Origin of the sequence: Halocola ammonii (assembly GCF_049334165.1) — a bacterium.
Taxonomy (GTDB): domain Bacteria; phylum Bacteroidota; class Bacteroidia; order Flavobacteriales_D; family Sanyastnellaceae; genus JBEGHD01.
In genome coordinates, this window is record NZ_JBEGHD010000013.1 from 74,509 (window position 1) to 94,762 (window position 20,254).

18 protein-coding genes are annotated in these 20,254 nt (G+C 45.5%); 14 read left to right on the top strand and 4 right to left on the bottom strand.

Going from position 1 to position 20,254, the window contains the following annotated elements; all coding sequences use genetic code 11:
• Window positions 1-70: 70 nt before the first annotated feature.
• The 4 genes from ABHV44_RS13220 to ABHV44_RS13235 all read left to right on the top strand — a co-directional run bounded on the left by ABHV44_RS13220 (window position 71) and on the right by ABHV44_RS13235 (window position 4,297).
• Window positions 71-571 (top strand): DUF7935 family protein, encoded by a 501-nt coding sequence (locus ABHV44_RS13220; RefSeq protein WP_459075176.1) that lies wholly within the window; start codon window positions 71-73, stop codon window positions 569-571.
• Window positions 571-978, top strand: a complete 408-nt coding sequence (locus ABHV44_RS13225) for a DUF423 domain-containing protein (protein WP_459075177.1) — start codon at window positions 571-573, stop codon at window positions 976-978. The genes ABHV44_RS13220 and ABHV44_RS13225 overlap by 1 nt, the downstream gene beginning before the upstream one ends.
• A 192-nt stretch (window positions 979-1,170) precedes the next feature.
• The gene (pckA, locus tag ABHV44_RS13230; protein ID WP_459075178.1) at window positions 1,171-2,784 is read left to right on the top strand and encodes a phosphoenolpyruvate carboxykinase (ATP); all 1,614 of its coding nucleotides are present in this window, start codon (window positions 1,171-1,173) and stop codon (window positions 2,782-2,784) included.
• A gap of 250 nt (window positions 2,785-3,034) precedes the next feature.
• On the top strand, window positions 3,035-4,297 hold the full coding sequence (locus ABHV44_RS13235) for a tetratricopeptide repeat protein (RefSeq protein ID WP_459075179.1): 1,263 nt from the start codon (window positions 3,035-3,037) through the stop codon (window positions 4,295-4,297).
• Here the strand turns inward: ABHV44_RS13235 and ABHV44_RS13240 are convergent.
• Entirely contained in the window at window positions 4,294-4,878 is a 585-nt protein-coding gene (locus ABHV44_RS13240) for a Maf family nucleotide pyrophosphatase (protein WP_459075180.1), read from the bottom strand. The two genes, ABHV44_RS13235 and ABHV44_RS13240, sit on opposite strands and share 4 nt — an antisense overlap.
• A gap of 140 nt (window positions 4,879-5,018) precedes the next feature.
• Here ABHV44_RS13240 and guaA point away from each other — a divergent pair, with 140 nt between their 5' ends.
• The 4 genes from guaA (at window position 5,019) to ABHV44_RS13260 (ending at window position 11,218) form a co-directional block, all read left to right on the top strand.
• On the top strand, window positions 5,019-6,551 hold the full coding sequence (guaA, locus tag ABHV44_RS13245) for a glutamine-hydrolyzing GMP synthase (RefSeq protein WP_459075181.1): 1,533 nt from the start codon (window positions 5,019-5,021) through the stop codon (window positions 6,549-6,551).
• Window positions 6,552-6,803: 252 nt separating this feature from the next.
• Window positions 6,804-8,744 (top strand): PBP1 and LysM peptidoglycan-binding domain-containing protein, encoded by a 1,941-nt coding sequence (locus ABHV44_RS13250; protein ID WP_459075182.1) that lies wholly within the window; start codon window positions 6,804-6,806, stop codon window positions 8,742-8,744.
• Window positions 8,723-9,634, top strand: coding sequence for an oxygen-dependent coproporphyrinogen oxidase (hemF, locus tag ABHV44_RS13255; protein WP_459075183.1), 912 nt, complete (start codon window positions 8,723-8,725; stop codon window positions 9,632-9,634). The genes ABHV44_RS13250 and hemF overlap by 22 nt, the downstream gene beginning before the upstream one ends.
• Window positions 9,635-9,721: 87 nt before the next feature.
• On the top strand, window positions 9,722-11,218 hold the full coding sequence (locus ABHV44_RS13260) for a PP2C family protein-serine/threonine phosphatase (RefSeq protein WP_459075184.1): 1,497 nt from the start codon (window positions 9,722-9,724) through the stop codon (window positions 11,216-11,218).
• Window positions 11,219-11,274: 56 nt separating this feature from the next.
• Here the strand turns inward: ABHV44_RS13260 and ABHV44_RS13265 are convergent, their stop codons facing one another.
• Both ABHV44_RS13265 and ABHV44_RS13270 read right to left on the bottom strand, forming a co-directional pair.
• Window positions 11,275-11,925 (bottom strand): LolA family protein, encoded by a 651-nt coding sequence (locus tag ABHV44_RS13265; protein WP_459075185.1) that lies wholly within the window; start codon window positions 11,923-11,925, stop codon window positions 11,275-11,277.
• Window positions 11,926-11,944: 19 nt separating this feature from the next.
• Window positions 11,945-14,491 (bottom strand): FtsK/SpoIIIE family DNA translocase, encoded by a 2,547-nt coding sequence (locus ABHV44_RS13270; RefSeq protein ID WP_459075186.1) that lies wholly within the window; start codon window positions 14,489-14,491, stop codon window positions 11,945-11,947.
• Between the two features lie 235 nt (window positions 14,492-14,726).
• On the opposite strand from ABHV44_RS13270, the gene rpmG reads away from it, so the two are divergent.
• The 6 genes from rpmG to ABHV44_RS13300 all read left to right on the top strand — a co-directional run bounded on the left by rpmG (window position 14,727) and on the right by ABHV44_RS13300 (window position 19,111).
• Window positions 14,727-14,909: a 50S ribosomal protein L33 gene (gene rpmG, locus ABHV44_RS13275; protein ID WP_459075187.1), complete on the top strand. Its 183-nt coding sequence runs from the start codon at window positions 14,727-14,729 to the stop codon at window positions 14,907-14,909.
• A gap of 9 nt (window positions 14,910-14,918) precedes the next feature.
• The gene (locus ABHV44_RS13280; protein WP_459075188.1) at window positions 14,919-15,074 is read left to right on the top strand and encodes a DUF4295 domain-containing protein; all 156 of its coding nucleotides are present in this window, start codon (window positions 14,919-14,921) and stop codon (window positions 15,072-15,074) included.
• A gap of 143 nt (window positions 15,075-15,217) precedes the next feature.
• Window positions 15,218-16,189 carry a signal recognition particle-docking protein FtsY gene (gene ftsY, locus ABHV44_RS13285; RefSeq protein WP_459075189.1) on the top strand — a complete coding sequence of 324 codons (972 nt, stop codon included), beginning with the start codon at window positions 15,218-15,220 and terminating at the stop codon, window positions 16,187-16,189.
• A gap of 34 nt (window positions 16,190-16,223) precedes the next feature.
• Complete coding sequence (rimO, locus tag ABHV44_RS13290) at window positions 16,224-17,537, top strand: 30S ribosomal protein S12 methylthiotransferase RimO (RefSeq protein WP_459075190.1); 1,314 nt, start codon at window positions 16,224-16,226, stop codon at window positions 17,535-17,537.
• 83 nt (window positions 17,538-17,620) lie between these two features.
• Window positions 17,621-18,151, top strand: coding sequence for a hypothetical protein (locus ABHV44_RS13295; protein ID WP_459075191.1), 531 nt, complete (start codon window positions 17,621-17,623; stop codon window positions 18,149-18,151).
• 378 nt (window positions 18,152-18,529) lie between these two features.
• Window positions 18,530-19,111, top strand: coding sequence for a 7-carboxy-7-deazaguanine synthase QueE (locus ABHV44_RS13300; RefSeq protein WP_459075192.1), 582 nt, complete (start codon window positions 18,530-18,532; stop codon window positions 19,109-19,111).
• Here the strand turns inward: ABHV44_RS13300 and ABHV44_RS13305 are convergent.
• A complete protein-coding gene (locus tag ABHV44_RS13305) occupies window positions 19,108-20,193 on the bottom strand; it encodes a 2Fe-2S iron-sulfur cluster-binding protein (protein WP_459075193.1) in 1,086 nt (361 codons plus the stop codon). The two genes, ABHV44_RS13300 and ABHV44_RS13305, sit on opposite strands and share 4 nt — an antisense overlap.
• Window positions 20,194-20,254: the final 61 nt, after the last annotated feature.

Consider the following 20,254-nt stretch of genomic DNA (forward strand, 5'->3'; position numbering starts at 1 on the left):
TTACTTAAGTTCTGTATAACTTGGACGCCAAATTTAGAGCATGGAGTTAGAAAATTGGATTTGGCCGGCTATGTCATTAATCTTGATGGGGCTGGCATTTATCGTAATTTACGTGATTGTGAAAGTTCATTTCGTGGAGCGTGAGCGACTGCGCTACGCAGAGCAGGTGAACAACAAGATGAGCACATATTTTCCGCTAAAGCTAAAGGCTTATGAGAGGCTGATCTTTTTCGTGGAGAGAATCACCCCTCAGAGTTTGATTCACAGAGTAAATCGAGGGACCATGACCTCGGCCCAACTGCAGCTAGAATTGTTAAAAGCCATCCGCGAAGAGTTTGAGCACAACGTGAGCATGCAGATGTACGTGAGCGATCAGAGCTGGCAGTTGGTGGCGGCTTCGCGAGAAGAGGTGTCGCAGTGGATTCGCGAAGCGGCAAAAAAAGTTGGCCCCAAAGCCAGCGGCCTGGAGCTGAGTCAGCACATCTTTCAGCAGGAAGCGAATAAGAAAAACAACCTTTCGAAACTTGCAATCGCCAGCCTTAAAAAAGAACTCAGGGAGGAGCTAGGCTGATGCAGAATCAAGAAATTTTGAAATCTGGTTTTTTGGCATGGGGTGCTATTCTTCTCGCGCTGGGTGTTGTTCTCGGAGCCATGGGTGCTCACGCGTTGGAGGCCGAGCTTTCGGCTAGCCAGCTCGATTCTTTCAAGACCGGTGTGCGCTATCAGGTTTGGATGGGACTGGCTTTGTTGGCGCTGCCCGTCATTCAGCATCTTTCAGGCAAAAACTTAAAATGGGCCATGCGACTTATTTTAATCGGTGTTTTATTTTTCAGTTTTAGCATTTACCTGCTGAGCCTCCGCCCGTTGATGGGGATGGAAGGCGGTTTGAGATTCCTCGGTCCGGTGACGCCCGTTGGCGGATTGCTGATGATTGTCGGTTGGGTGCTCGTTTTTGTGACGATGCTTCGCAAGTCTTGATTTCCAAACAGTTTTTCACTTTTTTCATTTCTCTTCGATGCCGTAGTCCACGCGCCTTTGGTGCCAAAACATATACGTGTCTGTAAACTGTGTGTGAAAAAAAAGCCAAGAATAGCACACATTGGACGTGGGAGGTTCCTCAGAAAGTCCCTAATTTTGCTTTATAAAGCATGTGAAACCAATTTCAATTTTATGAACAATTTCGGCAAGAGAGCAAAAAATGCATCTCTCGAAAGTATTGGACTAAAGCATTATGCAAACGCATATTGGAACCTTGCACCGGCAGAGCTGGTGGAAGAAACACTAATGAACGGCCAGGGAGTGCTCACCAACACCGGAGCACTGGCCATCGATACCGGAGAATTTACCGGTCGATCTCCTAAGGATCGTTTTATCGTTGAAGATGATGTCACTCGCAACTCAGTTTGGTGGGGCGATATCAACCAAAAGTTCGATTCAGACAAGTTCGACAGACTTTACGATCGAATGAAAGCATACCTCTCTAACAGAGATTTGTATGTGAGAGATGCCTACGCTTGTGCAGACAAAGATTACCGTCTAAACATCCGCGTAGCTACCGAATACCCTTGGTCAAATATGTTCGCCAACAATATGTTTTTGAGACCATCGGCTGATGAAATTGAAAACTTCAAACCGGACTGGCACATCGTGTGTGCTCCTGGTTTTCACGCAGAGCCAGAAATTGACGGTACAAGACAACACAACTTTGCCATTCTCAATTTCTCCAAGAAGATGATCCTGATCGGTGGAACCGGGTACACCGGAGAAATCAAAAAAGGAATTTTCTCAGTGCTCAACTTTATTCTTCCTCACGAAAGAGATGTGCTCTCAATGCACTGCTCTGCAAATGTGGGCGAAGGTGGAGACACGGCCATTTTCTTTGGTCTCTCTGGGACAGGGAAAACCACGCTCTCTTCAGATACAAAAAGAAAACTAATCGGTGACGATGAGCACGGCTGGGCAAAAGATTCTGTCTTCAACTTCGAAGGTGGATGCTACGCCAAAACCATTGACCTTTCTCGCAAGAAAGAACCGCAGATTTACGATGCCATTAAATTCGGTGCGATTTTGGAGAATATCGGTTTTGGCGAAGACGGAGTTACTCCCGACTATACCGATTCGTCAAAAACACAAAATACACGTGTTTCTTATCCAATCGATCACATCGAAAACACGGTAGATCCGTCAATCGGTGGAGTGCCTAATAATATTTTCTTCCTCACTTGCGATGCCTCGGGGATTTTGCCTCCGATCAGCAAGTTGACCAAAGGACAGGCGATGTATCATTTCATCTCTGGGTACACCGCAAAAGTAGCCGGTACTGAAGCTGGAATTACTGAGCCACAAACGGTTTTCTCAGCTTGCTTCGGTTCGCCATTCTTGCCGCTGCACCCAGCCACTTATGCTGAAATGCTCGGGAAGAAAATCGATGAAAACAACGTAAACGTTTGGTTGGTGAACACCGGCTGGAGCGGTGGAGTGTACGGAGTTGGATCTCGTATCCGACTCAAGTACACGCGTGCCATGATCACGGCTGTTCTCGAAAACCAACTGGAGAACGTGAGCTACAAAGAGCACGAAGTTTTCGGATTGCAAATGCCGGAAGAATGCCCTGGAGTTCCTTCAGACATTCTCGATCCGCGCAGCACCTGGAGAGACAAAGAAACTTACGACAAGAAAGCTGTTGAGCTCGCAGAGAAGTTCAACAAAAACTTCGATAAGTTTAAGTCCGGTGCCAACGATGAAACACTGAATGCCGCACCAAAAGTGACGGTGAACTTATAATAGGATCAGTATTTAATTTTTGAAGAAGCCACGGCAGATTTGTTGTGGCTTTTTTGTTTTGAGACTTTGTGCTTCTGGGTTTTGATCAATGCGCGCTGACGGTTGTCGAGCGGAGTCGAGACAAGAAACTGAGTTTAGAAGGTTGGCAGATTTGTCGTGGCTTTTTTGTTTTCTAGCCTTTCGGGAAAGGCGGCAAAATGAACCAGCCGTCTCTCTGTTTTGTTTAACTTAACAAGACAAAATTGATACAATGAAAATTCCCATCCGTCTCTTATTCCTCATCACTGTTGTTCTTGCTGTTTTTCAGATTGATGCGACCGCACAAAACCCGAGAACCAAATCAGTTAAGCTCATAGTTGAGGGCGACAACTACATGCAAAATGGCGAGTGGCAGAATGCTATTTTCTCTTACACCAACGCAATCAATGCTGATCAGGGATACGCTCTTGCCTATATGAAGCGTGCTACGGCTTTGATGAGAACTGGTCAGGAAACCGAGGCTCAATCAGATCGGAGGAAAGCCAAATCTATGAACCCGTACATCGAATATGTTTACGATCAGGGAGCAAAGTTGCGACTTTTAGACCGCGATATCGGATGGGATCAAAAGCACCTGAATCTTTTTCTAAAGCTGAACAGTGTCAATGAGCTCAACGTGTTTTTCGATTTAAACGAAGTGGTAGATACCACCTCTTACAAGGAAAGGCTGGCTGACATTGACGATCAAATTGAGGAGGAACCAGAAGATTCTCTGGCTTTTCTAAAGCGTGCTCTACTGCTTTACAATAACAGAGACATGACGGCAGCTAATCGTACGATTCAGGATTTGGTTGTTCGTTATCCTGATTTTCAGGAGGCCTGGCAGGTGAAAGGGATGATTGCTTATCGCCAGTACAACATGGAGAGTGCTCTTAAGTCTTTTACCAGGTCGATTCAATTGGAACCGGCAAATAATATTTGGGGACAATTTGAAAGAGCGATGACCTACGCAGCCATGGACGACTACGACAATGCGCTCAACGACTTCGAAACATTTTTTATGCTCAACGATTCTGTTCCGCTGGCTTACTACTCGCGAGGTCATCTTTACCTCGAACAGGGAAAAGTGGATGAGGCAATTGAGGATTTCACAAAAGCAATCGAATTGAACCCACAAGACGAAATGGGTTACATTCACAGAGGTCAGGCGTATGAGCAAAAGGAAGACTTTTTTCGAGCGCTTTCGGATTATGAAAAAGCAGCCGAGATGAATCCAAACAATGCCATCGCCTTCAACCTGATGGCGAATATGCAGCTTATGCGCGGTGAAATGGATGAAGCCAGATTTCATTACGACCGAGCGATTGATTTAGATGCGGAATACGCAGCTGCCTACTACAACCGGGGAATGGCGAGAATAATGACCTACCGCGGGTCACAGGGCTGCGAGGATCTCAATGAAGCCCTGCGACTTGGCTACGAGCGAGTGCGAGACATGATTCCTTATTTCTGCGGGCAGTTTGAAAATCGCTAAAATTTACTCAGCTCCGCATAAAGCTTTTGAACCGGAAGTCCCACAACCGTGAAGTAGCTTCCTTCGATTTTTTCAATTCCGATGTAGCCGATCCACTCCTGAATGCCGTAAGCTCCGGCCTTGTCGAATGGGCGGTGCTGGTCGATGTAATATTCGATTTCTGCGGCAGTGAGTTCCTTAAAGTAAACGTCCGTGGCATCAGAAAATGTGATTTGTTTTTCGCTGGAAGTAAGTGTGACAGCAGTGTAAACCGTATGCATTTTTCCTGAAAGACTCGAGAGCATTTCGATAGCTTCTTTTCGGTTTTCGGGTTTGTTCATCACTCTGTCGCCCAGGCAGACAACAGTGTCGCTGGTGATCAGTATTTCTTGTGGGTTGAGTTCGTCTTTAAATGCTCCTGCTTTTAGCTCTGATAAGAACATCGGAATTTCTTCGCGCTTGAGCTCGCTGGGAAACTTCTCATCGATTTCTCTAACCCGTGTCTCGAACATGAGATCCATCTCCCGTAAGAGCTTTTGTCTTCGAGGAGATTTCGAAGCCAGTACCAGTTTTTTGTCACTCAAATTTTGAAGAAACGACATTTGCTTAGATTTCAATTGAAGTCACAAATATACAGCCTCCGGCTTAGTGTTGTGGGATATGAACAACCACCCAAAACTTTGGGGAAAAATTGTCTCACAATAGGCTACCCACTCATGGGCAATTGGCTAATTTTGCCGCCATGCAAGAGACGGTAATAATTTTGGATTTCGGATCGCAGTACACTCAGCTCATTGCCAGACGAGTAAGAGAGCTTAACGTTTACTGCGAAATTCACCCCTGGAACAAGGTGCCAGAGATCGGTGAGCAAGTGAAAGGTGTAATTCTCTCGGGAAGCCCTTTTTCGGTTAGAAAAGACGATGCCCCGCAACCAGATCTTTCTGGAATACGCGGAAAGCTACCGCTGCTGGGCGTTTGCTTCGGAGCGCAACACATGGTGCAAGCCAATGGTGGAGTGGTGGCCGCAGCCGAAACGCGCGAATACGGAAGAGCAAACCTCTCATTCATCAAGCGCGAAAACGAATTGATGCACCACATTCCCGATCAGTCGCAGGTTTGGATGTCGCATGCCGACACCATCCGCGAGCTGCCCGATGGATTCGAAATCATCGCCAGTACAGAAGACGTAGAAGTGGCGGGTTACCACATCGAAGGGGAAAAAACTTTTGGAATTCAGTTTCACCCAGAGGTTTACCACACCACTGACGGAAAAATATTACTCGAAAACTTCATCGTCAATATTTGCAAGTGCAGCCAGGACTGGACAGCAGAGCACTTTGCTGACGAAACCATCAAGCGACTCAAAAACCAGCTCGGTGACGACAAGGTGATTCTCGGCCTTAGCGGTGGAGTTGACTCTTCAGTTGCTGCCATGCTCTTGCACAATGCCATAGGCAAAAATCTCCACTGCATTTTTGTTGACAATGGTCTCTTGCGCAAAAACGAGTTCGAAGATGTGCTCGAGAGCTACAAGGACATGGGGCTGAATGTGAAAGGCGTTGATGCCAAAGATCAGTTTTACGCTGCGCTAAAAGGCATTTCCGATCCGGAGAAAAAGCGAAAAGCCATTGGTCGCGTTTTCATCGAGGTGTTTGACGATGAGTCGCACAAGGTGGAGGGTGCTAAATGGCTGGGCCAGGGAACAATTTATCCCGATGTGATCGAATCTGTATCTGCAACCGGTGGTCCTTCGGCTACAATCAAATCGCACCACAACGTAGGCGGTTTGCCAGATTACATGAAGTTGCAAGTAGTAGAGCCGCTTCGTCTGCTTTTTAAAGATGAGGTGAGAAGAGTGGGAAGAGCGCTTCATATCACAGAAAATATTTTGGGTCGTCATCCATTCCCGGGTCCAGGTTTGGGAATTAGAATTCTCGGTGAGGTCACTCCCGAAAAGGTTCGTATTTTACAAGATGTAGACGATATCTGGATTAAGAACCTACGCGATAACAATCTTTATGACGAGGTTTGGCAGGCCGGAGCAATTTTACTTCCGGTGCAGTCCGTTGGAGTAATGGGTGATGAAAGAACCTACGAGCAGGCCGTAGCTTTGCGGGCGGTTACATCTACAGACGGAATGACAGCAGACTGGTGTCACCTGCCCTACGAAGTGCTGGGGAAAGTTTCGAACCAGATCATCAACCGCGTCAAGGGAATTAACCGCGTGGTTTACGATATTAGCTCAAAGCCACCTGCCACCATCGAATGGGAGTAAAGGCAGTGTTGAGAGTGAGTGTGAGAGCGAGAGAAAGGGAGGGAAGATAGCTTATTTTGGCGCGAAGGCCGCTTGTCGATCGAAGTAGAACGAATTTGGGACTGACCCTTTTGGAGTTTACTCCTTCGCTAAAGCTTGCGGAGTACACGTGGAATTTGGGATTTGAGATTTGGTGCTTGGAGTTTGAAATTTACCTTTCACTGGCACGGTTTCCGCTAATAGAGGCGGATACTTTTGAATGAAATGAATCGGATGAAAAAGAATATTTCTTGCAAATTAATTCGCCTGTTGGCTATCGGGCTTTTCGCACTGATGTGTTTTCAGGCGAATGCCCAAAGCAACCGAACCACGCAGGAAGTAGATGGTGAAAAATTCTACATCCACGAAGTGGAAGCGGGGCACACCCTCTACGCAATTTCTAAGCTCTATCAGGTAGAAATTGAAGAAATCCAGGACCAAAATCCTCAGCTCAAAGACGGACTCAAGGTAGGCCAGGTTTTGAAAATTAAAGTGCCAGATGATGCCCGTGCCGACCGCTGGGAAAACCCAATTCGGATCGAGAATGGTTTTCTCATCCACAAGGTTAAAAGGCGCGAAACGCTTTTTGGCATTTCTCAGGAATACGGAATAGAAGTAAACGATTTGCTGGAGCTCAATCCTTCGCTGAATGAAGGTTTGAAAAAGAACGAAGAAATTAGAATCCCTAAAGGCTCTGTCTCACAACCTGCAGTTCCAATGGCGCAGGTGCCGGCAGAAAAGGACAGTTTAGTTCACCACAAGGTGAAACCGCAGGAAACGCTTTATGCAATTTCTAAAAAGTATGGAGTTACGATCGAGGCCATTAAGGAGGTGAACAACGGACTTCCCGAAGGATTGAAAGCCGAGTCGACTATTCGAATTCCCAAACTTAAAAATGAGACGCCAGGTAACGCTGTAACCGACAAGCCTGCTGACAGAGAACAACGTGTCCAAACTCAGATTTCGGAAAGGGATGTGCCTTCTCGAAATCAGCGATTTGACACCAACAAAGAGCTTCAGTTTTCAGAAATAGTTTCCGACACAGTGACTGCTTTTCCAGATCGTTTTAAGGTCGGTATACTGATGCCTTTTTACTTAAACTATCTGGACTCTGAGAAGACAGCGGTTCCAAGGAAGGTGCAGCGACTTCAAGAAATTGCAATGAGTTTTTATCGAGGAGCATCTATGTCTGCTGACTCTTTGAAAAACTGGGGGCTTAATGCCGATTTAGTGGTGGTTGACGTCAATGATCAGCTCAACCAAATTACTCCGAGATTGCAAAAAGACCTTCCCGATGCTGATCTTGTAATTGGACCTCTTCAGCGCGATGCTATTGAGATTGTCACCGATTTTTATAGCGGCTCCAACGCTCATCAGGTGATACCAGTGCCGCAGCCCAATAAAATTTTGCTCCAACGAGAGAATATGACCGAGTTGGTGCCCTCCGAAATCACTGAAATGCGGATTATGGCAAGAGAAGTTGCCGCTCACCATCAAAAGGATAATATCATACTTGTGAGAGCTGGAGGCATACGCTACAAAGATATGTTTGACGCATTTAAGGCCGAGCTGGAAGCTGCAATTTCAAGGGATACTATCTACGAAATTGGAGAGGTTAAGATTCTTGAGATTTCTGAGAAATCTGCTGAGGGACTCGAAGAAAAGCTCAATTCGGTGAGGACAAATGTGGTTGTGGTACCATGCAACGACAAGGCAGTGATTGCTGACCTGATCAGGAGAATGGGGGGTGTGAGCAGAAAAGATTACGAGTTTGCGATGTACGGAACTTCCGAATGGATCAACTTCAATTTTTTCGATATCGAAACGAGAAACAAGTTGAATCTGCATCTTCCATCGAACTCGATGATCGATTACGAATCGGAAGAGGTGCTGAGCTTTGTGAGAAGCTATCGTGAGAAGTATAACACTGAGCCCGATCAGTACGCTTTTTTGGGCTACGACATTTTTCAGTATTTCGGAATGAAAATGTTGCGTTACGGAGCTCGATTCCCGAACTATCTCACCAACTTCACTGACGAAGACCTGCTGAGTACGCAGTTTGATTTTGCCAAGACCGGCATTGAAAGCGGATTCGAAAATCAGTTTGTTTACATCCTCGAATACGAGGACAACCAATTTAAAAAAGAAGAATATTGGTCGACAGAGAAACGGTAGCAGCGAGCTTTCAAGAAATTCAGGACAATATTTGTGCAGCGCTCGAGGAGTGCGATGGTAAAGCGAAGTTCCACGAAGACCTCTGGGAGCGTGAAGCCGGAGGTGGTGGCCGCACCAGAATTATTCAACACGGTAATGTTTTCGAAAAAGGCGGAGTCCTTTTTTCAGCTGTGGAAGGTGAGCTGCCTCCACTTATGAAACGCCATTTTAAAGTCGAGGAAGCCAATTTTTTCGCCACCGGAGTTTCAATTGTGATTCATCCTTCTCATCCGCTGGTTCCGATAATCCACATGAATATCCGCTACTTCGAAATGGAGCAGCCGGGCGGAAAAACAACCTGCTGGTTTGGCGGTGGAATTGATCTCACTCCACACTACATCGACAAAAAAGAAGCAGCTATTTTCCATAAGGAGCTGAAAAACGTTTGCGACAAGTTCGATATCGCCTACTACCCGCGATTTAAGAAATGGGCGGACGACTACTTCTACCTTTCTCACAGAGAAGAAACCCGCGGAGTGGGAGGTATCTTTTTCGATCACCTGGAACCAGACGAGGAAAAGTCTTCTGAAGATATTTTCAAGTTTGTGAAAGCAGTGGGGAATACCTTCGCTCCGGTTTATGTGCAGCTGGTAAACCGCAAGCGAGATTTGCCAGTCGAAGACCGACACAACGAATGGCAAAAAATCCGCAGAGGTCGCTACGTGGAGTTCAACCTAATTCACGATCGCGGAACCAAGTTTGGCCTCGAAACAAAGGGTCGCACGGAATCTATTCTTATGAGCCTGCCAGAAACAGCTGGCTGGGTTTACAACTACGAGGCCGAAAGTGGGTCGGAGGAAGAGGCCACGCTCGAGTTATTGAGAAAGGATATCGACTGGCTGAACCTGTAAGATTCCTCTGATTTTATTCTTTAGAGACTTTTCCTACACAGTTTGATGAGAAGAAGACTTTACTTTAGTCTTCGATCAGACCTGACAATGCTATTTAAAAGTCTCTACATATCAGCAGTTACCAGAAGTGGATCCGGTAGGATAGCTCTGATCGTAATGGTGGGAATGGTTCTTTTGGCCGGCTACTTCATCGCTCATTCCTATCTCACCAGTATTTCTACTATTCAGTATCATCAGCTGGACAAGCTCTACACAATTGCGAGAACGGCAGCGGCTCAAATTGATGGTGATGATGTGGAATATCTGATGAATGCACACACATCTAAAGATGAAATTAGCCGGAATGATGAGGATTTTACATACCATTTGCTTCACCAAAAGCTCAGACGCTCTTACGAGACGAATATGCTGGAATCACCGGTCTACACTTTGTACAAAGATCCAGCTTCAGACAGGATTTTCTTTGGTGTGACCAGCAGTGAAAACCCATACTTCCGCCACGAGTACCATTCAAAGCCCGATGCTATTTTGGAGAACTACAAATCAGGTGGGACCATCGATCGCTACAAAGATGAAAACGGTACATGGCTCTCGGCTTTTGCTCCCATAAAAAACAGCGCTGGAGAAGTGGTTTCGATTCTGCAGGTTGACGAGCCGTTTGACTCTTTTCTGGTCAAGGCGCGACAGGATCTCTACTGGAATATTGCAATTAGCGTGATTGTCTTTTTAATCATTGGTTTCGTCATGCTCAACCTATTGGTGCGAGTATTGAAAAAAGAAGATCTGATAAAAGAAAAGCTCAGTATTAAAAATGAAATTATCGAGGCCAAGAACAATGATATTACTGCCAGCATCAACTACGCACGAAAGCTTCAATTGGCATTCAAGGTGAACGAACGTGAAATGCAGAAATATTTTTCTGATTTCTTCCTCATCAACTTACCCAAGGACATCATCACTGGTGACTTCTTCTGGTTTCACTGCAATGAAGAAACAGGGGAAAAGATTGCGATCCTGGCCGATTGTACGGGGCACGGAGTTCCAGGAGCTATGATGAGCATCTTAGGCCACTCTCTATTGGATGAGATTGTCATTCAAAATGGGTTAAGATCTGTAGATCTGATCATGAAAGAATTGAACTGCCGCCTAATTGCTCTTCTCAATAAAACTGGGCAAACAGTGCGCGATGGGATGGATATTTCGATTCTCAACATGGACAAAAACGGCAAGGTCTCTTTTTGCGGAGCAAATCATTCAATAGTTAAACTAACAGGTGGAGAGGCTGAAGTTGTTAGGAGTAATCGATTTGCAATAGGAGAGATCCCTGAGGAGGTCCAGGTTGAAGTTTCGAACTTTGAACTGGAAAAGGGAGATGTGCTCTACCTCTATTCGGATGGTTTCAGAGATCAGTTTGGTGGACCCTGCGACAAAAAGTTCATGTCAAGGCAGTTTTACGAGATGCTTGCGAGTTGTACAGACTGCTCTCTCAGGAATCAGAAAAAGAAATTTCTGGAAATATTTAAAAAGTGGAAAGGAGACTCTGAGCAGGTTGACGATGTCTCATTGGTTGGAATCAAGGTATAAAAAAACCCGCCTTCCAGTTTCCTGAAAAGCGGGCTTCAATTTTCTAATCTCTTTTTTTAAATCCTGTTGTCGATCACTTCAACACCTGGAAATTCAGATTTATTGAATGTGAACTCGCTGTCTTTGAATTGGCGATTTGGATCAAATTCCTTCACAGAGTAAACAGTGTCGCTTCCTTCGCGGCCTTTCACAATTACTTTCACAATTTCCATCGAAGACTTGTCGATGTGAAGCTTGATGGTATGGTAAGGTTTGTCGGCCGGTTCTTTTGGGTAGAGATCAACTACTTCAAGCGTTCTTCCATCTTCCTGTACAGTGCCTTTGCTGGCGCTTTTAAAACCGGTTTCCCAAATCGTGAAAATGTCGCTTGGGCTAACGTTGCCCTGCTCGGTGTCTTCCTTGTAATCGATGTAGGCTGTGTTGGTTTCTTTTTCGTAGGTCCACACATTTTCACCATCAGAAATGATGATGTAGTCCTGCAAGTTGAGACGATACTTTTCGCCTTTCACCTTTACTTTGCCTTCCTGCGTCATTTCTAGGTCGGCTTGTTTGTCTACCAGGGTAGATTCAAACTCTGCGTAAATCGTGTTGTAGCCTTTGGCTTTTTCGCTGAGCTTTTCGAGAAGCTTTTCAGCCGACTGGCCAAAACTGGTTGTGGTAAAAATCGTTACAGCCAGTAGTGTAAATAGTGTGTTTAATTTTTGCATTCCTTTCGGGTTTAAAATCTTATTTGGCATCTTCTTTCAACAACTGTTCCAAACTCAGTTCATCGGGGACCAGTACTTTTCTGGCCTTGCTTCCTTCAAAAGGTCCGATGATTCCCGCGTTTTCCAGTTGGTCGACAAGTCGGCCCGCACGGTTGTAGCCGAGCTTGAGTTTTCTTTGAAGCAGAGAAGCTGAGCCTTGCTGGTGCATCACGATAATTCGAGCAGCTTCGGGGAACAGTTCATCTCGTTCTTCATCTGCAATATTACCTATTTCGGAGCTTCCTTCCTCAACGTATTCCGGAAGTTCAAAAGCTTCAGGGTATCCTTTCTGAGATCCAATGAAGTCGCAAATGTCTTCAACCTCTGGCGTGTCAACAAATCCGCACTGAAGTCGGATGAGGTCGTTTCCTGTTGAAAGAAGCATGTCACCGCGACCGATCAGCTGATCTGCACCACCGGCATCAAGAATGGTTCGACTGTCAATTTTTGAAGTCACACGGAAGGCAATTCGTGCCGGGAAGTTCGCCTTGATCGTACCGGTGATGATGTTTACAGATGGACGTTGAGTTGCAATGATCAGGTGAATTCCAATGGCACGCGCAAGTTGAGCCAGTCGCGCAATCGGCTGCTCAACTTCTTTACCTGCCGTCATGATCAAATCGGCAAACTCATCGACAACCAGCACGATGTAAGGCATGTACTTATGGCCATTTTCAGGATTGAGCTTGCGCTTCACGAACTTGGCGTTGTATTCCTTGAGGTTTCTCACCTGAGCTTTTTTCAGTAGCTCGTAGCGCTCATCCATTTCGATACAAAGCGAGTTAAGCGTTTTCACCACCTTGCTCGTGTCGGTGATAATGGCTTCCTCTTCATCGGGCAACTTGGCCAAAAAGTGTCTTTCAATTTTATTGAAAAGCGTGAGCTCAACTTTTTTCGGATCGACCAACACAAACTTGATTTGCGAAGGGTGCTTTTTGTAAAGCAGAGAAACGAGGATAGCGTTGAGACCAACCGATTTACCCTGTCCCGTGGCACCGGCCATCAAGAGGTGGGGCATTTTTGCCAGGTCAGCAATGAACGTCTCGTTCGAAATTCCTTTCCCCAAAGCAATCGGCAGAGCGTAATCCGTATTTTGAAACTTGTCTGAAGCCAGCAAGCTGCGCATCGAAACAATGTCCGGATTGCTGCTTGGCACTTCGATACCGATAGTCCCGCGGCCGGGAATTGGTGCAATGATGCGGATACCGAGAGCGGCTAGACTCAAGGCGATATCATCTTCCAGGTTTTTGATTTTTGAAATCCGAACGCCCGGTGCGGGAACGATTTCATAGAGCGTTACCGTGGGTCCGATTGTCGCCTTGATGCTCGCAATCTCAATGTTGTAGTTCTTAAGCGTTTTGATGATTTTGTTCTTGTTGCGCTCGAGTTCATCTTTGTCGACTTCCACTTTTCCAGATCCGTACTTGTTGAGCAGGTCGATGTTGGGTAATTCGTAACGGGACAACTCGAGGGTTGGGTCAAACTCGCCAAACTCCTGAACCTTGTCGTCAATCTCATCTTCACTAAGTTGCTCTTCCTCCACAGATTCGATTTCAAGGCCAACATCATCACCTTCTTCTTCTTCACCCACTGAGTCGGCTACCTCCATGGTCGATTCTTCCTCTTCAGACCCCTCCAGTTCGAGCTCCATTTCTTGCTCTTCCTGTTCTTCTTCTTCCTGGTTCTTTTCGGTTTCACCAATTAGAGAATCCAGAGTGCTGTCGGTTGGGTCAATGTCTTCGTCTTCTTCCGATTCGTTCCCCGGTTGAAATGGCTTGTTGCGAACATCATCTTTTTGTTCTGCAGTTTCTGGTTCTTCTTTTTCCTTTTTGCCAAACTCAAAAATCTGATTGAGCGATGGGTTGAAGTTGAAGATGAGCACTCCGCCAAGCGCCAGGGCAAGCACGAAAATGATTCCGATGCTACCGACAGTTTGGGTGAGCCAAACAGCCATTTGAAAGCCAACACCACCACCGAGGCAGTTGTCGCAAGTTGGGTGCATGTATCCATCGGGACCTTGCTCAAAGGAGAGGGTGGCAAAACCAAAAGCCAGAGAAAACCAAAACAACCCGAGCAGCGAAAGCCTGAATGTTTTGAAAAGTGGCAAGAGCGACTTTTTAAAGGCGATTCTAAATCCAATCAAAAAGGTGTAGAAAGAGATGAAGAATGCCGCCAGACCAAACCAGTTGTCCATGAAAAGTCTGGCAGTCATGGCTCCGAGCTGTCCAAAGATGTTTTTATAGCGGTACTCTGTCGAATTAGTGAAAGTGTCGCTATCGCTTTCGAGCAGCGTGATGTCATGCTCTCGGGTGATGAGGTAAGAGATAAAAGAAAGTGCGGTGAAAACGGCAATAACGAGCAGCAGAACACCGACAAACTTCCGTACACGTTCGTCTTTCATCCAGCTAAAAGAAGGCATCGAAAAAGATTTTTTCTCCTTTTTCTTGCTTGGTGCCTTTTTCTTAGAAGTGCTTTCGGAGCTGTCCTTAGGCTGGTTTTTGAGTGTGTTCTTCTTTGCTTTCGCCATCTGCCACGTAAATCAATCTTGTTTTGGGTGGAAATTATCCAAGTTCAAAAATAACGCTTGCACAGCCCTTAACGAGTAGCGGTGATCTTCTATTATCAACACTTTTCCGTTAAAACACTTAATTGGAAAAAACTGATGAAGTTTGCCGCCATGGCGGAAGAAAGAATTATCTTGCGGGCTGTTAGGTAAATTGAAGAAAACACTTTAAATTTGCGCCCCGCAAAAAAATAAGACAATGGCTAAGAAAGGAAATCGAGTTCAGGTGATTTTGGAGTGCACAGAGCACAAAGAGTCTGGAAAACCAGGTACTTCGCGCTATGTGACAACCAAAAACCGCAAGAACACACCAGATCGAATGGAGTTGAAAAAATACAACCCCATCTTGAACAAATACACAGTACACAAAGAAATTAAATAATATAGAGCCATGGCTAAGAAATCCGTAGCATCCCTCCAGACAGGTGGTGGAAAGAACCACACGAAAGTGATTAAAATGGTGAAGTCTGAGAAGTCAGGTGGTTACATCTTCAAGGAAGAAATCGTAACCAATGATTCTGTTAAAGATTTCTTCGCCAAGGGATAATTTTCAAGAAATTATTTTTCGAAAGGCTTTTTCCTCTTTGTCGATTGGAAAAAGCCTTTTCGTGTTTGTAGCTATTGAGTTACTTTTGCAACCGAACATTATGGCGTGAGCCTCCGGCTTTAAAGACAGACATTAATTAGAAGATGAGTCTATTCAAGAAATTCTTTTCAAAAGAGAAAAAAGAGACGCTGGACAGTGGTCTGGAAAAGACCAAGTCGAGCATTTTTTCTAAGCTCACCAAGGCTGTTGCCGGAAAGAGCAAGGTGGATGACGAAGTGCTCGATAACCTCGAGGAAGTGCTTGTAACTTCTGACGTTGGAGTCGGCACTACACTTAAGATCATCGAGCGAATTGAAGAGCGTGTTTCTCGTGATAAGTACATGGGTACTGACGAGCTGCAGGCTATTCTTAAGGAAGAAATTGCAAAACTCCTGGCTGAAAATAATTCAACCGGAGAAGCTACAGAATTCACCATTCCAAAAGTGGATGGTCCTTACGTGATGATGGTAGTGGGAGTAAATGGAGTGGGTAAAACCACTACAATTGGAAAGCTTGCTTACCAGTTTAAAAAACAGGGATTAAAAGTGATGCTCGGAGCATCAGACACTTTTAGAGCTGCTGCTGTAGATCAGTTAAAAATTTGGTCGGAGCGTGTGGATGTGCCAATCATAGAACAAGGCATGCAGGCCGATCCGGCTTCTGTTGCTTTCGACACATTGCAGGCAGCCAAAGCCAAAGGTTCTGATGTGGTTTTGATCGACACAGCCGGAAGACTTCACAACAAGGTGAACCTAATGAACGAGCTCACAAAGATTAAGCGCGTGATGGATAAAGTTGTCCCAGGCGCACCACACGATGTTTTGCTGGTGCTCGATGGTTCTACCGGTCAAAACGCGGTTGAACAAGCACGCCAGTTTACTGCTGCAACAGAAGTGACTTCGCTCGCACTCACAAAAATTGACGGTACTGCCAAGGGTGGTGTCGTGATTGGTATTTCCGATGAGTTCAAAATTCCGGTGAAATACATCGGAGTTGGAGAGAAAATGGAAGACTTGCAGGTCTTCAACAAAATCGAATTTGTCGATTCTCTTTTTGACGGGCAGATCGGGCTCTAGTCAGAATCAAATCAAATAAAACCAGGGAGGAAGCTTGAGAACGAAAACACTCAAACAAAACAAGGTCAATGTAGTCACTTTGGGCTGCGCCAAAAATATATTCGACTCGGAGTTGCTGATGGCTCAACTGAAAGCCAACAACTTTGAAGTGGAGCACGAGGCGAAGCAAGACGACTCGGAGATCGTGATTATCAACACCTGCGGATTTATTGACAACGCCAAGCAAGAAAGTATCGATACGATCTTGCGCTATTCCGAGGCCAAGGAGCAGGGACTGGTGGACAAAGTTTACGTGACCGGTTGTCTCTCTCAGCGCTATCAGCCAGAGCTCGAAAAAGAAATTCCTAATGTGGATGCCTACTTCGGAACACGCGATTTACCTAGGCTCCTCAAGACTCTAAAAGCCGACTACAAGCACGAGCTTGTTGGTGAGCGTCTGCTAACTACTCCGGCTCACTACGCATACTTCAAAATTGCTGAAGGCTGCGATCGTCCGTGTTCTTTTTGTGCCATTCCGCTGATGCGTGGAGGTCACAAATCCACTCCAATCGAGCAGTTGGTGAAAAATGCCGAATCGCTCGCTGCCAAGGGGACCAAGGAGTTGATCCTCATCGCTCAGGATCTGACCTACTACGGTCTGGATCTCTACAAGAAAAGAGCTCTCGCAGATCTGCTCGATCAGCTTGCGCAAATCGAAGGAATTGAGTGGATACGACTTCACTACGCTTATCCTTCGGGCTTCCCGATGGATGTGCTAGATGTGATGAACAAGCACGACAACATCTGCAAGTACCTCGACATGCCACTGCAACACGCATCAACGAAAATGCTGAAAGCGATGCGTAGAGGGATCACCAAGGAGAAGACAACTGCACTTGTAAATGCCATTCGAGAAAAAGTTCCTGGCATCGCCATCCGAACGACTTTGATTTCAGGTTATCCCGGAGAAACTGAAGAAGATTTTCAGGAAATGAAGGAGTGGGTTGAGGAAATGCGCTTCGACCGACTCGGGATTTTCAACTACTCACACGAAGAAAACACTCATGCATTCAAGTCGGAAGATGATGTGCCGGAAGAAGTGAAGCACATGCGCTCAGAAGAGATAATGGAAACACAAACATCGATTTCGTACGATTTGAATCAGGAAAAAGTCGGCCAGACTTTCAAGGTGCTTTTCGATAGAGTAGAAGGTGAATACTTCATTGGTCGCACCGAGTTTGACTCTCCGGATGTAGATAACGAAGTGCTTGTGAAAAAGTCAGAAGGCTTCGTTCGACTGGGAGATTTTGCCCATGTAAAGATCGACTCAGCCGATTTCTTTGATCTCTACGGTCACGTAGTCGATTAATTCATTTTTCAGTTTTTACCTACACCTTTTTTGTCGGTCTTGAATATCTTTGGAGCTATTGAAAGCACCAAAACAAGACCAAAATGAAATTAGGATTAGGAGCAAAAATTGAACACCCCGAATATGGTGAAGGTGTGATTTTCGGCTGGACCGAAGAGCACTATCGTATCTATTTCCGCGAACATGGAGAAAAGGTTTTTTCAAAACTGTTCGACAAATTCGAATTGCTCGAGGAGCCCACTTTCGAGGATAAAGTGATTTCTCTCGAAGATGTGATTGACGCTGTTCAGAATGTCTTTGACCAGCAGCAAGAGATTTCGGAGATCATTGAACTCGCTGACAAATGGGATGGAGGAAAGATCGTGATCCATCCCGGTGATGAAGATTTACAATCAAAGGAAATTCCCATCGATACCTTCTTCCATAAAATTGTGATGGTGAGAGACCGCTTGCGAGTGATGGAGCAGCGAATCAACAGTCACAAGAAAATGAGCGACCAGGAAAAAGTGGAGCTTCAGCAGTACATTACCCGAATTTACGGCAGCCTGACAACGTTTAATGTTCTCTTTAAAAGCAAGAAAGACAACTTCGTAGGAGAGTCTTCACGAGGTTGAGAAAGACGGAAATTGTTGAAAACTAAATCGTTCGCTTCTCTTTGAAAATTGAAAGACGTGATTTACTTTTAAGATGTCATTCATTCACTGATTAAAATCCACATCGGAGACATATATTTGAAAAACTAACATTATTGAAATTGGAAACTCACTCGCTGTTGTTAAGGCGGGCCTCAACCGGAAGCGGTTTCTAAAGTTTTAGAACAGAGGATTACTGATCAACGGTGGAATTTCCAACCATGTCCTAAAGAGTTTTTTCAAAACCACCGATGTGGATTTTTTATATCCCTACGCCACCTTTCATTTATCCTTACCTTTGCGGCCGCAATGAATTCTCCTGCAGAAAATAAAGCCACAAAAACAGGTATGCTGCCCGTTATGGAATCCTTCTACACCGTTCAGGGAGAGGGGGCTTACACGGGTGCGGCAGCTTACTTTATCCGTCTTGGCGGCTGCGATGTCGGTTGTTTTTGGTGCGATGTAAAGGAAAGCTGGGATGCTGATGTTCATCCGAAAATCGAAGTAGATCAATTAGTGAAAGAGGCGAAGGAGTCGGGGACAGAAATCGTGGTAATTACTGGAGGTGAACCTGCGATGCACAATCTCGATGAGCTGACCAAAAAGCTTCGGGCTGAAGGCTTGAGAACCCACATTGAAACTTCGGGAGCACATAAGCTCACCGGAGAATGGGATTGGGTTTGTCTGAGTCCTAAGAAATTTAAAGCACCGCTCGAGGAAGTTTACAGTCAAACCCACGAGCTGAAGGTGGTGGTCTACAACAAGCATGATTTTCAGTGGGCCGAGGAGCATCGAGAGAAAGTCAACGATTCTTGTGGTCTTTTTTTGCAGCCAGAGTGGGACCGTGCCGATCACGCTGTACCGATGATTCTAAATTACCTCAGAGAGCATCCCGAATGGAGAATTTCACTACAGACCCACAAGTACATCGGAGTTCCCTAAATGTCGTCCCAGGAAATTTTGACTTTCTCGCTAGTTGGGTGTGACTGGCAAGCCAGAATGTAGCCATCTTCTATTTCCTGATCGGTAAGCGCAAAATTGGAATCCATCTTTACTGTTCCTTCTACGAGCTTGGCCATGCAGGTAGTGCACACGCCACCGCGGCAAGAGTAAGGTGCATCAGCTCCCTGATCGAGTGCTTCAGTTAATATTGTTCTTCCGTCTGTATGTAAAGAGAAGTTCCACTCCTCGTCATCGAGTACTGCTGTGATTTCGGCATCGCCAATAAAACCACTTTTCACTTCGTCCTTGTCTTCTTCTTTGACGACTTCAGGATTTTCTTCTCCCGGAGCTTCAAAATATTCAAGATGAATTTTGCCTTTTTCAATTCCGTTGTCGGCCAGTGCATTTTGCACGCTCTTCATCATCCCTGCGGGACCGCAGATGAAGTATTCCTTTTCGAGATCGTCACTGCAGAAGTTGATCAGAAGCTCGAGCGTTTTCCCAAAGTCAATCCTTCCGTTAAAAATAGCCTTGTCACTGCTGCCATCTGTGAGGATGTGGTGAGTTGTCAGTCTTCCTTCGTTCTGTTGGGCAAGCGTGTCAAGCTCATCTTTAAAAATGATTTGCTCTTTACTGGAGTTTCCGTAAAAAAGCGTCAGCTTGCTTTCCGGCTCATTGCGCAGCACGGCTTTGATAATTGAAAAAATTGGGGTTATTCCACTGCCGGCAGCAAAAAACACGTAGTGCTTTTTGTTTTTCTCATCGAGGGCAATTGTAAAGTTTCCTTCCGGAGACATTGCCTCGAGTGTGTCACCTTCTTTAAGCTCCTCAGTGAGAAAAGTAGAGCCTTTCCCTTGATCAACTCGCTTCACAGCCACTCGCAGTTCACTTTCATGAGGAGCGCTACAAAGCGAATAAGAGCGGTGTAGATCCTCACCATTCACAGGCACTTTAAAAGTGATGTACTGCCCGTGTTTGTAACTGAATTTATCTTCGAGGCCCGATATGTCGAGTTGTATGGAAACAGCATCATCTGTTTCACGATTTATTTTAGAAACCTTGAGAGGGAAAAACTTACGCATACTTTTAATTTGATTCTTTAGGTACTGCCAACAAAGTCCGCAAAGATAGGTTTATGAAACG

What these genes read in the sequence shown, in the direction of transcription:
- ABHV44_RS13220 (WP_459075176.1), top strand. Translation starts at nt 71, where the DNA reads ATGTCATTAATCTTGATGGGGCTGGCATTTATCGTAATTTACGTGATT.
- ABHV44_RS13225 (WP_459075177.1), top strand. Translation starts at nt 571, where the DNA reads ATGCAGAATCAAGAAATTTTGAAATCTGGTTTTTTGGCATGGGGTGCT.
- pckA (WP_459075178.1), top strand. Translation starts at nt 1,171, where the DNA reads ATGAACAATTTCGGCAAGAGAGCAAAAAATGCATCTCTCGAAAGTATT.
- ABHV44_RS13235 (WP_459075179.1), top strand. Translation starts at nt 3,035, where the DNA reads ATGAAAATTCCCATCCGTCTCTTATTCCTCATCACTGTTGTTCTTGCT.
- ABHV44_RS13240 (WP_459075180.1), bottom strand. Translation starts at nt 4,878, where the DNA reads ATGTCGTTTCTTCAAAATTTGAGTGACAAAAAACTGGTACTGGCTTCG.
- guaA (WP_459075181.1), top strand. Translation starts at nt 5,019, where the DNA reads ATGCAAGAGACGGTAATAATTTTGGATTTCGGATCGCAGTACACTCAG.
- ABHV44_RS13250 (WP_459075182.1), top strand. Translation starts at nt 6,804, where the DNA reads ATGAAAAAGAATATTTCTTGCAAATTAATTCGCCTGTTGGCTATCGGG.
- ABHV44_RS13260 (WP_459075184.1), top strand. Translation starts at nt 9,722, where the DNA reads ATGCTATTTAAAAGTCTCTACATATCAGCAGTTACCAGAAGTGGATCC.
- ABHV44_RS13265 (WP_459075185.1), bottom strand. Translation starts at nt 11,925, where the DNA reads ATGCAAAAATTAAACACACTATTTACACTACTGGCTGTAACGATTTTT.
- ABHV44_RS13270 (WP_459075186.1), bottom strand. Translation starts at nt 14,491, where the DNA reads ATGGCGAAAGCAAAGAAGAACACACTCAAAAACCAGCCTAAGGACAGC.
- rpmG (WP_459075187.1), top strand. Translation starts at nt 14,727, where the DNA reads ATGGCTAAGAAAGGAAATCGAGTTCAGGTGATTTTGGAGTGCACAGAG.
- ABHV44_RS13280 (WP_459075188.1), top strand. Translation starts at nt 14,919, where the DNA reads ATGGCTAAGAAATCCGTAGCATCCCTCCAGACAGGTGGTGGAAAGAAC.
- ftsY (WP_459075189.1), top strand. Translation starts at nt 15,218, where the DNA reads ATGAGTCTATTCAAGAAATTCTTTTCAAAAGAGAAAAAAGAGACGCTG.
- ABHV44_RS13295 (WP_459075191.1), top strand. Translation starts at nt 17,621, where the DNA reads ATGAAATTAGGATTAGGAGCAAAAATTGAACACCCCGAATATGGTGAA.
- ABHV44_RS13300 (WP_459075192.1), top strand. Translation starts at nt 18,530, where the DNA reads ATGGAATCCTTCTACACCGTTCAGGGAGAGGGGGCTTACACGGGTGCG.
- ABHV44_RS13305 (WP_459075193.1), bottom strand. Translation starts at nt 20,193, where the DNA reads ATGCGTAAGTTTTTCCCTCTCAAGGTTTCTAAAATAAATCGTGAAACA.